The sequence below is a fragment of the Pseudomonas sp. 1L-C-7-B-C1 genome (assembly GCF_057291635.1).
The window spans coordinates 224,847-239,010 of sequence record NZ_JBXAWH010000001.1 but is presented as its reverse complement, the minus strand read 5'-3'; the positions used below and the strand labels follow the sequence as shown (position 1 = coordinate 239,010).

Below are 14,164 nucleotides of genomic sequence, written 5' to 3'. Positions count from 1 at the left end.
ATGGCACGATGCCTTTCGACGTATTTGAACCCCGTGGTCCTGGCGAGCGTGGTTGGAGCCTGCGCGACGTGGGTGGCGCCAGCGGCTGAAGCCGAACAGGGGCGACTGATTGCCACGGGCGGCGCCAGCAGCATCGAAGGCGGCGCAGGCGGCGGGATCATTCCCTGGGCCATGCTGGCCGGGTATGACGAGCAGGGCGAGTGGGGCGGCAACGCGTTCGCCACCCACGTCGACTTGCCGGACTACACTCTGGATGTGGTCGGCGCGGCGGCTTCCTATGGTAATCGCGTCGAGATTTCCTACGCCCACCAACGCTTCGATCTGGGCTCACTGGTCAGCAAGCTCAATCTTCCGGATGACAACCTCACTCAGGACATCTTCGGCGTGAAGGTTCGTCTGTTTGGCGACCTGATCTACGATCAGCTGCCGCAGGTCTCGGCAGGTCTGGAATACAAACACCAGAACGATTTCCTCATCCCCAGCCTGGTGGGCGCCAAGCGGAATTCGGACGTCGAGGGTTATGTCACGGCGAGCCGTTTATTTATGGGCGCGGCCTTTGGCTACAACGTGGTGGTCAACGCCGGCCTGCGTTACAGCCGTGCCAATGAAACCGGATTGATGGGCTTCGGCGGCGACCGACGTGATACCCGCAGCGTGCTGAAGGAGGGCGGCGCAGCCATCTTGTTCAACCCGCACTGGGCGGTGGGCATGGACTACCGCGAGAAGCCCGATAACCTCTCATTCGCCGGAGAAAGCGACTGGGCGGATTTCTTCGTCGGCTGGTTCCCCAACAAGCATGTTTCCGTGGTGCTGGCCTACGCCCGGCTCGGTGAAATCGCCACGCTGGACAACCAGAACGGCACCTACCTTTCCGTGCAGGGGAGTTTCTGATGGGGCGGTCGTTGTGGCTGATCGTCGGGCTCAGTCTGTCGCTGCTGGTGGGTTGCGCCCAACAGCCCGCCAGGGACGACAGCCTTTATCAGGACCTGGGACAGCGCGCCGGGATTCAGAAAATCGTCGAAGGCATGCTGCTGCACATCGCGAAGGATGACCGCATCTATAAATACTTCGCCAAGGTCGACATCGTCCGGGTGCGCGACAAACTGGTGGAGAAGTTTTGCGTCGAGGCCGGCGGGCCCTGCACGTATACCGGTGACACCCTGGCCGAAGCGCATAAGGGCATGAACCTCAGCCGCAGCGATTTTAATGCGCTGGTCGAGAACCTCATCGATGCGATGAACGAGCAGCACATTCCGGTCACGACGCAGAACCGCTTCATTGCCCGGCTGGCGCCCCAGCGTGGTGAGGTGATCGAGAAGTAGGGAGGTGAGTCAAAGGGGAGAGATTAATTTATGGTGAAGCGTTGTAAATAAATCAGTCCCCTTTAGCGCTTCTCTCGAGTCCCCTTCACGCTAAACCACTTTTCAATGCGCAGAAAAAAAGGCGGTCACCTTTCGGGACCGCCTTTTCTGTTACTGCACGACACTAATCAGTGAAGCGGATCAGTCCGGCAGTTTGTAGGCGATCACGTAATCGCCCTGTTTGGTGCCCAGCGAACCATGACCGCCTGCAACGACCAGCACGTATTGCTTGCCGTCCTTGCCGGTGTAGGTCATCGGCGTGGTCTGGGCGCCTGCTGGCAGGCGGCCTTCCCACAGCTGCTTGCCGTTACGAACGTCGTAGGCGCGCAGGTATTGGTCGAGCGTGGCGCTGAGGAACGACACACCGCTGGCGGTGATGAACGTGCCGCCCAGGCTTGGAACGCCCATGGTCAGCGGGATTGGAACCGGCGAGCTGTCACGCACGGTGCCGTTTTTGTGCTTCCAGATGGTCTGGTGGTTGGTCAGATCGACTGCCGCCACGTAACCCCATGCTGGCGCCTGGCAAGGCAGACCCATTGGCGACAGCAGTGCTTCGAGGATCACGCCGTAAGGTGCGCCCTTGTTTGGCTGCACGCCTTCGGTTTCGCTCTTGCGACCCGGGCCGCCTGCGACTTCCGCCGCCGGCACCAGTTTGGAACGGAACGCCATGTAGCTCGGGTTCACGAAAGCAATCTGACGCACTGGATCGACCGAAATGCCGCCCCAGTCGAACACGCCGAAGTTGCCTGGGTACACCAGCGAACCTTGCAGCGACGGCGGGGTGAACGGGCCTTCATAACGCAGGGATTTGAAGTCGATGCGGCAGAGCATCTGATCAAACGGCGTCACGCCCCACATGTCGCGCTCTTTCAGCGGCGGCGGCATGAAGTTCAGGTCGGACTTCGGCTGGGTAGGCGACGTGTGATCACCGGCGACCGCGCCCTGAGGTACAGGGATTTCGTTGATCGGCACGATGGGCTGACCGTTGCTGCGGTCCAGCACGTAGATGCTGCCCTGCTTGGTCGAAGCCAGAACAGCGGGCTTCACGCCGTCAGCGGTTTTCATGTCCATCAGCGTTGGCTGACCGCCGACGTCCATGTCCCACAGGTCATGGTGAGTGAACTGGAAATGCCATTTCACGTGACCGGTGGCGATGTCCAGCGCGACCAGGCCGGCGCTGAATTTCTCCGAGGCTTCGGTGCGGTTGCCGCCCCACTGGTCAGGCATCTGGTTGCCCATCGGCAGGTAGAGCATGCCCAGCTTCTCGTCGACGCTGAACATCGACCACATGTTGGGCGAGTTGCGGGTATAGGTCTTGCCCTCGGCGATCGGCGTGGTGTCGTCCGGATTGCCGCTGTCCCAGTTCCAGACCAGACGGCCGGTGTGTACGTCGAACGCACGGATCACGCCCGACGGCTCGTCGGTGGAAACGTTGTCGGTGACGTGACCGCCAATGACCACGAGGTCTTTGGTCACGGCCGGTGGCGACGTCGAGTAGTAACCGCCCGGTGCGTAAGTGCCGATGTTGGCGCTCAGGTCGATGGAGCCGTTGGTGCCGAAGTCTTCACACATTTTGCCGGTGTCGGCGTTCAGTGCGATCAGACGGGTGTCGGCGGTCGGCAGGAAGATGCGACGCGGACAGCTATTGACGGCAGTGGCAGTGGCAGCGGCCGGAGCGGCCGGGCTTTGCGCAGGCGCCGCAGCATCCGTCGAAGCAGTGGCAGCGTAGGCGGCGTCATCGTGATACGACACGCCACGGCAGGTCATGTGCGCCCAACCCTTGAAGTTGGCTGCTTTGCCGCTGCTGATCTTCGGATCAAAGCGCCAGATTTCCTTGCCGGTGTCCGGGTCCAGTGCAATGACCTGGCTGTGCGGCGTGCAGACGTAGAGCATGCCGTTGACTTTCAGCGGGGTGTTTTCGGCCGTGGTTTCACCCGGATCGTTCGGACCCGGAATGTCGCCCGTGCGATAGGTCCACGCTGGCACCAGCTTGCTGACGTTGTCCGGGGTGATCTGCGACAGCGGCGAATAGCGATCGCCGAAAGCGGTACGACCGTAGGACTGCCAGTCGCCATCCGGCATGGCCGGCGCAGCACTGGTGGTACCGGCGGTTTCGCGGTCCAGCTCGCCTTTGATTTCGCCCGGGTGGGTGAACTGGCTGGCCAGCGCGGCGATGCCCGCCACAATCACGGCGGCGCCCAGTGCGCGAGTACCGGCATCGCCGACCTGGCCACGAAGGACCGGACGACGGAACCATGGCAGCAGCATCACGATGCCCAAGGCAAACCAGAGTGCCAGACGCGGCACCAGTTGCCACCAATCCAGGCCCACTTCCCACAGCGCCCAGACGGTACTGGCGAACAACACCAGTGCGTACAGGCCAAATGCCGCGCTGCGACCCATCATCAGCAGGACGCCGGTGATGGCGAAGCCGATGCCGGCCAGCAGGTAGTAAAGCGACCCGCCCAGCGTCAGCAGTTTGATGCCGCCGACCAGCAAGGCCAGACCCATTATCAGAATCACCAGCCCGAGCAAGCTCGGAAGCAGGCGACCCTTACCAAAAGCACCCTCAGTGCTCATAAGTGTTGTACTCCGTAACGATGTGGTGGTTAACGCGTGTTGGCGTGAAGGCTTGGCGGTTAAGCCATGCCTTCAATGCCGATGCCTGGAGGCAGACGGACGAGCGGAGCTGATCAGAACGAGGACTGGATTTTCAGCCCCGCGACCAGCGCGTCGTCGACCTGATTCACGCCGCCCGGATGACGGATGAATTGCAGGTTCGGGCGCACAGTCAGCCAGTTGGCGACGTGCACGCCGTAGTAGATTTCGGCGTTGTATTCGGTGTCCTGCACGGGCATAAAAGCCGGGTCGTTGTAGTCGGAAACGCCTTGGGCCTGATTGCGCAGGTGGGTGTTCTTGCGGTACGCCGGGTTGACGTGGATGCGGCTGATGCCGACGCCGATGTCATCCTCGGGGCGCGCGTCGAACAGGCCTTTGTACGTCGCGCCGAGGGCAACGAAGTTGTCGATCATGTTGGTTTTCTTGTCGTGCAGCGTGCCGTTGGCGAACAGGCTCAGGCCGCGGCTGTTGTCGCTGGCATCACTCGTGACTTGCTGGCGCAGGGTCAGCCACATGCCGTGTTTGCTGGACGACGAGGCGTAGTCATCGCCGCTCTGTGCGGCGTATCGACCGTTGCTGTCTTTGTAGACGTCGTTGCTGTCGGCGGTGCTGTAGTAGTAACCGGCGCGGTATTCGCCCGGCAGGCCGTTGACCTTCGGCGACCAGACCACCTCGACCGGCAATACCGCGCCCTTGGTGCCGCTGCCGCTGAGTTTGAAGGCGTTGTCGTTTTCCAGATTCGATGGGTTCTGTTCGAACGCACCGACCTGCACGAACAGTTCGGGGTTCAACTGGTATTTGACGCGCATTGCCCACTGGCTGATCGGCCAGTTGTACCAGATGCCGCCGCCCCAGTTGCCGACCTGCGAACCGCACAGCGCCAGGTTCTGGAAGTCGCACGGGAAGGTGTTGAAGTCTTCGCCTTCGTTGAACCGGCCGACTTTTACGCTGAGCGTTTGGTCGAGAAATTTCTGCTGATACCAGAGGTCGGTCAGGCGCGTGACGTTGCCCCGGCCCCAGACTTCCTGGGACGACGAAATGGTGCCGGTGCGCGGGTCGCCCACGCGGTCATTGCTGATGTTGTCACCGTTGCGATTGGTCAGGGTCAACTGAAATTCCGCGTCGTGCCAGCCGAGGATCTTCTGCAGGTCCATGTGCGCGCCAAGGGCGAACTGGTCGCTGTAACGGGTGGCCTTGTCATGGTTGTAACCGCCGTGCAGGTTGGAGCCCACTTCGACGACTGAGTCGAGCTTGAAGTCGTAGCCTTGTTCGGAAAGCTCGCTGCGCTTGCCGCCCCAGTCACCCAGCATCCACGGCGACGTGCTGTCGAACGCCGGCGCGGCGTGGGCGCAGGTCGCGAACCCCAGTGCCGCCAGGCTTAGCGTGCCGGCATGACGAAGGGCTCGGGACGATTTGCAGGTCGGGGTGCAGATCGGGCGTTTCAGATGACTGGGCATAAGGCGTAAGGTCTTTTTGAGTTATTCGAGAGCAAAAGGCGATGCCGCTCGCAACACTTTGGAGGCGCGTTGCAAGGTCTTAACAAAGGACGAATTAACCGTTTCAGCGTTTAGGGCGGCGATGATAGGACGCTAACGATTTTTTAAAAAGTCGAAATTGCGACATGGATCGTTGCGATCGGCGTAACAGTGGCGGGGAGTCCGGGTAGCGCTGTCCATCGTCTGGCCCGGGTGTCTGCTTTGTAAGAGAGCAGGTTGAGGTCCCGCCGACCCTTACAGAGGGAGCGGGGATGAGGGTTCAGAAGGGGTATCCAGATTGTAGGATTCTGCGGCGTGGCGGCTGGCGCGACCCAAATGTAGGACTGGCTTTAGCCGGGAAGAGGCCGGTTCGAACACCGTAGATGTACGGCATGGCGGATGACGCTTTCCCGGCTGAAGCCGGTCCTACCCAGTGAGGGGCCCGTTGGGGCCGCTCAAGTGGCGGCGTCACCGTTCAGGTGTGCGCTCTAAAATGTCGTCCGGAGCCCGACTTCGACACTGCGGCCTTCAGCCGGGGCGATGTCGCGCAGAATGGAGCTGGCGTAGCGCACGGTCTGATTGGTGAGGTTCTCGCCGCTGACGAACGCCAGCCACTGACTGCCACCCACCTTGAAGGTGTAGCCGGCACTGGCCCCCAGCGTCGTGTACCCGTCGGTCCCGGTTTCGTTATCCGGCACGCGCCGTTGCGAAGCAGCGTGTTCGAGGTCGATCCTCGCTTGCCACTTGTCCAGTTCCCACAACAATCCGCTGTTAAGCCGCAAAGGGGCGATGCGCGGCAGGGCTTCTCCGGTATCCAGGTTCTTGGCACGGGTGTAATCGCCGGACAGCTCCAGGGCGAAATTGCCATACGGGGTTTCGCCGAGCTTCCAGTGATCCTTGGCCTCAAAGCCGGCAAACCGAGCGCGCACACCTGAGTAGGTGTATTCGGGGATGCCGTCGGGGTCTTCAGCGCCTTCATCGTTCAAGGTACGGCCGCTGCCCAGCAGTCCGATGTAGTTGGAGAAGTGGCTGTAAAAGACGCCGACACTTCCTTTATGGGTACCGTTGTCAAAGCGCAGCGCCAGATCGCTGGAAACGGCTTTCTCTTTGGACAGGTCGGCATCCCCGACTTCGTACGTGCCGGTGGCGACGTGAGCGCCATTGGCATAGAGCTCATAGAACGTCGGCGCCCGCTCGGTGTAGCCAAGGGTCGCCGCCAGCGACCAGATCGGCGTCAGCGTGTAGACGGCACCGGACGAAACGCTCCCTGCAGTAAAGCTGCTTGAGCTGTTGGCGTTGGCGAATCGCTCGTTGCCCCCTCCGTCCGGGTCCACGGTGGTGTGTTCAATGCGGCCACCCAGGCTGAGCTTCAGGCGATCAGTGGCCTGCAGCTCTTCCAGAACGAACAAGGCACCGGCGTCAGTATCGGTCTGCGGGACGAAGGCCTCTTCGCCAAGGGCTGAAAACTCGCTGCGCGTCACTTGGGCGCCGACGATGCCTTCAACCGGGCCGATGGGCTGATGCCGGGCCTCGACGCGGGCTTCATAGCCCTTGTTCTTGAACGTGGTGCCGACTTCGCCGTCTTCGATCTCCATGTGCTTGTAATCGGTATAACCGGCGTCGAGTTTTACCGAGCTGAACGGGCCGGAGAGATTGCGGATCTCGGAGGCAAATGCGTAGTGGTCCTGCTTCATGCGGATGCGCACGCCTTGCTCGGCAGGCGACCCGTAATTGGAGTCGTAGTTGCTGTAGGAAAGCCCGGCGTAACCGTCGTCCCAAGTGTAGGAGCCTCCGACCGCGCCTCCGTCCTGTCTCCCATCGCTGTTGCCGAGGCGGTGTTTTTTGTCGCCGTCTTGCGGATCCCGCGCGCGTTCATCGGCGGTGCGGGCATACCCCGGGATCTTCAGGTCGTTGAATTCCCGGGCGTTGGCGTCCAGGTGCAACGCAAAAGTGCCATTGCCCGCTTCCAGCTTGCCCGCGCTGCTGCGGGTTGTGTCGGCACCGCCATAACGCAACTCACCCGCGCCCTGAATGCCCTCGATGGCTTCGGTGGGGATGCGGTTGTCGAACGTGTTGACCACGCCGCCGATGGCGCTGCCCCCGTAAAGCAGCGCTGCAGGGCCGCGCACGATTTCAATGCGGTCGACATTGACCGGATCCAGCGGCACCGCGTGATCGTAGGACAACGAGGAGGCGTCCAGCGCGCCGACGCCGTTTCGCAGAAGCCGGATGCGATCGCCGTCCAGCCCCCGGATGATCGGCCTGCTCGCGCCCGGTCCGAAATAGGAGGATGAGACGCCGGGCTGTTTGTTCAACGTCTCGCCCAGGCTGCCTTTCTGTTGCAGGGTCAGCGCATCGCCGGTCAGTACAGTGCTTGGCGAGGCAAGTTGATCGCTGCCCAGCGGGTTGGCGGTGATGATTTGCGGCTCCACCTCGATGGCGTACGCAGGTGAGGTGATCAGCAATGCGGCAGCAAGCGGCGTCAGGCGCCACGGACGGATTTGTGAGGGACGGGACATGCGACGTTTCCTTGAACAACGATTCAAAAGATGCGGTTTGTAAGTGTTATAACATAACACCAAAAAAGCAATCATTTTGAAATCGGTCGCCTTGGTCGGCTGCTTGCAGTCTTCACACTGACTACGGCGTCCGTTAAGGTGCGCAGCTCGCGAAACCTCTTGTCCAACCAGCCCGTCCCCTCAGCGTCCATAGGCCCGCCATGACCACACCCAACAACAACCCGCTGCACGGCGTGACGCTGGAGCAGATCCTCATCGCGCTGGTCGAGCATTACGAGTGGTCGGGCCTGGCCGAACGGATCGACATTCGCTGCTTCAAGAGCGATCCGAGCATCAAGTCCAGCCTGACGTTTTTGCGCAAGACTTCCTGGGCGCGGGAGAAGGTCGAAGGGCTGTATATCAAGCTTGCACGCACCAAGCGGCCTTGACTTAACCTGAATCGCCGATTGCCAAGGACTGATCCGAATGCCCAGCCCCACGTTGCAGCTTTCCCCAGGCGGGCGCCGCTTTGTCATCACGGCCGCCATGCTCGGCTGGTTCGGGCTTGCGGTGCAGCTGTACCTGATTCTCTGGGGGCGATGGATCGACCACGCCAGTCTTCTCGGCGGGCTGGTGCGGTTTTGCAGCTTCTTCACCGTGGTGACCAACACGCTGGTGGCAGTGGCACTCAACTGTGCGGTCATCGACCGGCATTCAGCGGCGTATCGGTTTTTCCGCTCCCCTGTGGTCTGCGCGGGGATCGCCACCAGCATTGTTCTGGTGAGCCTCGCCTACAACCTGCTGCTGCGCCATCTGTGGACACCCGAAGGCTGGCAGTGGATCGCCGATGAATTGTTGCACGACATCATGCCGTTGCTGTTCCTTGCCTACTGGTTGTACTTCGTCCCCAAAGGCCTGTTGAAACCCCGGCATGTGCTGATGTGGATGCTGTATCCCGTCGTGTACTTCGGATATTTGCTGCTGCGCGGAAATGCCTTTGGCGACTACCTCTATCCATTTCTCGACATCGGCACGCTGGGCGTGGCCAAGGCGCTGACCAATGCGTTAGGAGTGCTCGCGGGTTTTGTGGGAATAGGGTGGATCGTTTTCACAATAGACAAGGCGTTGGGCCGCAAAGAGCACTACTAGACCTCAACAGGACTGGCGCGCCTCCTGTTGGAGATAATCCGACGCACTCCGTGTGGGAGTGAGCTTGCTCACGAAGACGGCATATCAACCGCTGAAGATCGAGCGGACGTTCCGGCCTCTTCGCGCGCAGGAACGCTCCAGGTTAACCCGTACACCTTATTCCTCGTCCGAACCGTCCGCGCGCCAGTATCCGGCAGCTTTTACAGTCGCTTCGTCCAGCTTGAAGTCATCCAGCAGCACGCGCCGCACCTTGCGTGACAGGGACGATTCGGTCGCTACCCAGGCATACAGGCTGCCTGGGGGCAGAATCAATTGACGCGTTGCATCAAGCAGATCCTGCTCGCCACGCACCACCCAGATGACCTCGATCTGCGCCTCGCTGGTCAGCGCCTGGCGCTCCGCTGCGTCATCGATTTCGACCACCACCAGCGCACGCCGACCGACTGGCAATGCATCCAGCCGACGACCGATGGCGGGGAGGGCGGTCTCGTCGCCGATCAGCAGGTAGCTGTCGAACATATCCGGCACGATCATCGAACCCCGGGGCCCGGCGATATTCAGCGTTTGTCCGACCTCAGCCTGGGCCGCCCAGGTCGCGGCTGGACCGTCGCCATGCAGCACGAAGTCGATGTCCAGCTCGCCGGTCTGCGGGTCGTAGCGCCGCGGGGTGTAATCGCGCATCGCCGGACGCGGGCCTTCAGCGTTTTGCAACGGCGCCTCGCTGTCCAGCGCCGCCTGCTCTTCGGGCGTGGTGGCGAACAACAGTTTGACGTGGTCGTCCGTGCCCAGACTGATGAACCCTGCCAGCTCCGGCCCGTGCAAGGTAATGCGGCGCATGCGCGGGGTGATGTCGGTCACCTTCAACACTGCCAGCTTGCGGCGTTTGATCTCGTGGCTGACGCGGTGAATCCCCTGTGGTGCATTCATTCCGATTTCTCCGAAGCAGTTTGTTGGCCGTCGACGATGGCTTTCGCGGTGTCGTTCAGCAGGTCGCGAACCCGCAGGATTTCCTCAGGATTCCAGCGGCCGTGGTGCATCTGCAAGGCATGACGCAGGTTGTGCACGGCCTCGTGAATTTCCGGCGGACGATCGTGGCCGCGCAGCGAGCGCTTGCTGACGTCAATGCGCATTTTCACGCCATCCAGCGCGACGGCCTGTTCAGTCAGGAACTGCTGACCGGCGTCGGTGATGCGGTAGCGTTTCTTGCCACCATCGGCATCGCCCTCGATCAGCTCGCTTTCTTCCAGAAAGGTCAGTGTCGGATAGATCACGCCAGGGCTCGGGCTGTAGGCGCCGTCGAACAACGCTTCGATCTGGCGAATCAGGTCATACCCGTGGCAGGGCTGATCGGCGATCAGCGCCAACAGCAGCAGTTTCAGGTCGCCCGGGGCAAATACTCGCGGGCCGCGGCCGCCGCGTTCACGGCCGGTACGTTTCTCGAAACCATCGCGGCCGTCGCCGTGCTCGCCGAAGTGAGGGCGGTGATGGTGGGGATGATCGTGTGAGTGGTCTTTCATTTTTTTCATCTCTTGGTACAAGTTAGATATACCTTAAGATATATCTTATTGTTTCCACAAGACGCGTTAAGACGAATGGTTGTTGTCCGGTTTCTGGGTGATGGACACGATGACTTCAATGAAAACCGGCTACAGACGCGTTGCCACCTGCGTCGGGACGGGCGCCTTGCACTGTGTAAAAGTGCCCGGCTCCAAGTAGGGATTGAGAATCGGTGCCATGCCTTTGAGCACTTGCACCGGAAGGGCGGAGGTGAATTTGAAGCTCTCGGCAGCGCGTCCCGGGACGTACGCCGTCAGGGTGCCGTAATGGTTGTCGCCGATGAAAAACACGAAGGTCGCGGTGCGATTGATCGCCTTGGAGGCCAGTATTCGCCCGCCCGCGCCGATGCTCTCGATGCGGTTGTCGCCCGTGCCGGTCTTGCCGCCCATGGCCAGCACGCTGCCATCCTGAGTTTTGAAACTGCCGGACACACGCCTTGCCGTGCCGGCATCGACCACCTGGGAAAGCGCCTCGCGCATGGCCGCAGCGACTTCCGAGGGCAGCACCCGCTTGCCCAGCTCGGGGTTGTTGATCAGTTGCGTTTCGTAAGGCGTCTGCGCAGCGAAGTGCAGGCTGTCGATGCGCAACACCGGCAGCCGAATACCATCGTTCTGGATAATGCCGATGAGTTCGGCGAGCGCGGCGGGTCGGTCACCGGAACTGCCAATCGCAGTCGCCAGCGACGGGACCAGATGATCGAACGGATACCCCAGCCGTTGCCAGCGCTGATGGATGTCGAGAAACGCTTCGATCTCCAGCATCGTGCGAATGCGGCTGTCGCGAGCACTCTTGTGCCGGCTCTTGAACAGCCAGCTATAGACTTCCTGCCGCTCGAAACGGCTGGCCGCGACGGCATCCTTGAACTTGGCGTCCGGGTTCTGCAGCAGATACCCCACCAGCCACAGATCCAGCGGGTGAACGCGGGCAACGTAGCCCTGATCCGGCAGATCGAACTTGCCGGGGCCGTAGGCGAAATAGAGTTCATCCAGACGCTTCTCGGTCAGCGCCGTTTTGCTTTTTTCCCCGGCCATGTGCGCCCGGACGAATGCATTGAAAGCGCTTTGCGTGGCATCCGGCAGCAGGTAGCGGTGCACGGCGGCCAGTCGGCTCGCCGCGGGATGCACCCCATCGAGAAAGGTATCGAGCCGGTCCTGGGTGGATTTGTTTTTGTAACGCTTCCAGAAGCGCAACAGGAATGACTTTCCCTCGCGGTCAGCGAACTCGGCCAGGTATTCCTGACGCCTCGGGTCGCTGTCGTCCTTGAGCAACACCGCGCTGTTGTTGGGCCCCTGATAAGTGGTGTAGCGCACCAGATCGCGCATCAGGCGAATGAACGGTAAGTTGATCGATTCCCGCAGAGCTTCGCGAAGGGTCGGATTTCGGGCGTTATCCTCTCGGCGAAAATTATTAAAATGATGCAGGCCACCGCCGGTGAAAAAACTTTCGCCGGGGCTGGCCGAATACTGACGATCGAGCGCGGCAGCGAGCATCTTCGAGAGGTCACGATCGGTGTTCTGAATCAGGTAATCCACGGCCCAGCGGCTGAGACGGTCTGACTCTTCAACGGGGGCTTTCTTCAAGGCGCCAGTGGGCTGATCGGCGTACTTGTCGTGCAGCTCGGCAATGATCTGCAAGTAGGTTGTCAGCACGCGCATTTTCGCCGTCGAGCCAAGCTCCAGCTTGCTGCCCTCGTTGATATCGAACGGCTGATCCGTGCTGTCGGTCTGCACTCGCACTCGCGAGCCATCAGGGTCGCGCTCGAACAGGGTGAAGCTGTAACGCACCGCCTGGGTGCTCGCCGGAGTGAGCAGGTGCTCGCCGATCAAGCCCATCTGACCGGCAAATTCGGGTTTGGCGAGGTCCCGCAGGTACTGACCGACGCTGACCTGCAGGTCATTTTGCAGCGTGCTGGTGGCTGACAGATCCAGGCGATCGAGGTCGTACAGCGAACGATTGAGCATATTCGACAGCCGCGTGCGGGCGACGGTGATGCCTTTGTTGCTCTCAATCGGCTGCACCGTCGGCTGCTGCACCCAGTCGCGATACGTCACGCTGGCCGCCAGTGCGGCGTCGGCCAGCGGTTGATCGATGACGTTGTTCTGTGCGAGCACGCGCAGATGGCTGTCAGTCAACTCCGCGAGCTCCTTGCGCCCCTTCGCCAGGAAGTGTGAGGGCCTTCGCTGAGCAATCACCAACGACAGGACTTCACGCAGCGCCAATCCCTGCGCCGCGAGGGTGTTTTCGTCCTGCGTCTTTGCGATCAGAAGCTGATTGGTCCGGTCGAAGTCCGCGCCATACCAGACCCGCAAACCTTCGGCCATGCCGTGGACTTCGCCATGACCGGGGACCGCTGACAGCGGCACGCTGTTGAGGTAATCGCGCACCACCCGCTGCCGCGCCTCGAGGGTCTGCTGGCCCGGCTGATAGGCGCGAACGCTGGCGGACACCATCTGACGAATCTTCTCGCTGCCCGACAGGGTTAGGCCGTCCGGCGAGTGCCTGTACTTCTCCAATTGAGTCGCCAGTGTACTGCCACCGGCAGACTGCCCCGGCAACCCCACCATTTTTGCCACCTGAGAAAGCGCCGCCTTGAAGAACCTTGGCCAGTCCACTGCCGGATTGGCCAGTGGGCGCTGATTATCCAGCAGGTCGCGGTTCTCGATGAAGAGCAGGCTGTTGACCAGCACGGGCGGGATGGCGGCGAAGGTCGGGTACAGCTGCTGCGGGTAGGTGTATTGATAGAGAGGCTCGGCGCGACAGTCAGAAATGGTCAGGCCGGATTGAATCTTCTCCTGATACGGCACGAAGAAACCGCGCTTGGCGTAGGACATTAGATCGGGAGAGAAACGCGCCTGTGCGCTGATCAGGTAGTCACGCTTGAGCAAGCGCGGCAGGAATTCGTCGAGGGCGGAATAGCCCAGGCGTTTGTCAAAAGGCCCGTCACCCGGGTACACAATGGCGTCACTGGGGCCGGCCTCGACGGTGTAGCTCAGGCCTTGGGCCAGTTGGCTGAATTCCTGAGCCTGCAAACGCGAGCTGCGCACTTCGGTCGAGACCACAAATCCCAGAATCACCGCTGCGACCAGCACCGCCGCCAGCAAAAACCGCCACATGTAACGTCGTGGGCGAGCATGGCCTGGCACTGATCCGTTCCCCTGACTGTCAGCCTTGACCGCAGCCTTCTTCGTATCGGAATGCCAAAAAGCGCCCATATCGTAAGCCCGGTCCAGCCTGCACATCGCACTTGATACAAGCGTAGACGCTGGTGGGCGCGGGTGAAGAGTTTGTGACCGGCTCTCGGTCGGCTTCTTTCGGGAAGCACATTCGTCATCCGACCGCCGGATCTCCGTGATAGACGCTAGGGGTCTCGCTAAAACCCCCTCGCGCCTTTTGCCTGAGTACTCCCCCGGAGCCGTTACGGGGGTTGACTGATTTGTAGGAAATCTCTTGTTTTTAGCCTCGTCAGTTGACCGGTGTTCATTGTGATAGTTACGTCCTTTTGTCA

Annotated in this window: 10 protein-coding genes; 4 read left to right on the top strand and 6 right to left on the bottom strand. The window is 61.1% G+C overall.

Annotated elements, in window-relative coordinates; all coding sequences use genetic code 11:
• A complete protein-coding gene (locus tag AC0Z8Z_RS01080; RefSeq protein ID WP_485617461.1) occupies positions 1-891 on the top strand; it encodes a DUF3034 family protein in 891 nt (296 codons plus the stop codon).
• Positions 891-1,322 (top strand): group I truncated hemoglobin, encoded by a 432-nt coding sequence (locus AC0Z8Z_RS01075; protein WP_485617460.1) that lies wholly within the window; start codon positions 891-893, stop codon positions 1,320-1,322. Before AC0Z8Z_RS01080 ends, AC0Z8Z_RS01075 begins: the two co-directional genes overlap by 1 nt.
• A gap of 180 nt (positions 1,323-1,502) precedes the next feature.
• Here AC0Z8Z_RS01075 and AC0Z8Z_RS01070 read toward each other — a convergent pair whose 3' ends face one another.
• From AC0Z8Z_RS01070 to AC0Z8Z_RS01060, 3 genes are all read right to left on the bottom strand, one after another.
• A complete protein-coding gene (locus AC0Z8Z_RS01070) occupies positions 1,503-3,941 on the bottom strand; it encodes a glucose/quinate/shikimate family membrane-bound PQQ-dependent dehydrogenase (RefSeq protein ID WP_485617459.1) in 2,439 nt (812 codons plus the stop codon).
• A 113-nt stretch (positions 3,942-4,054) separates the two neighbouring features.
• A complete protein-coding gene (locus tag AC0Z8Z_RS01065; RefSeq protein ID WP_485617458.1) occupies positions 4,055-5,437 on the bottom strand; it encodes a carbohydrate porin in 1,383 nt (460 codons plus the stop codon).
• 506 nt (positions 5,438-5,943) lie between these two features.
• Positions 5,944-7,974 (bottom strand): TonB-dependent receptor, encoded by a 2,031-nt coding sequence (locus AC0Z8Z_RS01060; RefSeq protein ID WP_485617457.1) that lies wholly within the window; start codon positions 7,972-7,974, stop codon positions 5,944-5,946.
• A 200-nt stretch (positions 7,975-8,174) separates the two neighbouring features.
• Here AC0Z8Z_RS01060 and AC0Z8Z_RS01055 point away from each other — a divergent pair, with 200 nt between their 5' ends.
• The gene (locus AC0Z8Z_RS01055; protein WP_485617455.1) at positions 8,175-8,402 is read left to right on the top strand and encodes a VF530 family protein; all 228 of its coding nucleotides are present in this window, start codon (positions 8,175-8,177) and stop codon (positions 8,400-8,402) included.
• A gap of 37 nt (positions 8,403-8,439) precedes the next feature.
• Positions 8,440-9,102: a Pr6Pr family membrane protein gene (locus tag AC0Z8Z_RS01050; protein ID WP_485617453.1), complete on the top strand. Its 663-nt coding sequence runs from the start codon at positions 8,440-8,442 to the stop codon at positions 9,100-9,102.
• A 156-nt stretch (positions 9,103-9,258) separates the two neighbouring features.
• Here the strand turns inward: AC0Z8Z_RS01050 and AC0Z8Z_RS01045 are convergent, their stop codons facing one another.
• The 3 genes from AC0Z8Z_RS01045 to AC0Z8Z_RS01035 all read right to left on the bottom strand — a co-directional run bounded on the left by AC0Z8Z_RS01045 (position 9,259) and on the right by AC0Z8Z_RS01035 (position 13,871).
• Entirely contained in the window at positions 9,259-10,029 is a 771-nt protein-coding gene (locus AC0Z8Z_RS01045; RefSeq protein ID WP_485617451.1) for a siderophore-interacting protein, read from the bottom strand.
• Complete coding sequence (locus AC0Z8Z_RS01040) at positions 10,026-10,619, bottom strand: PadR family transcriptional regulator (protein ID WP_172609451.1); 594 nt, start codon at positions 10,617-10,619, stop codon at positions 10,026-10,028. The genes AC0Z8Z_RS01045 and AC0Z8Z_RS01040 overlap by 4 nt, the downstream gene beginning before the upstream one ends.
• A 129-nt stretch (positions 10,620-10,748) precedes the next feature.
• Positions 10,749-13,871, bottom strand: a complete 3,123-nt coding sequence (locus AC0Z8Z_RS01035; RefSeq protein WP_485617449.1) for a transglycosylase domain-containing protein — start codon at positions 13,869-13,871, stop codon at positions 10,749-10,751.
• Positions 13,872-14,164: the final 293 nt, after the last annotated feature.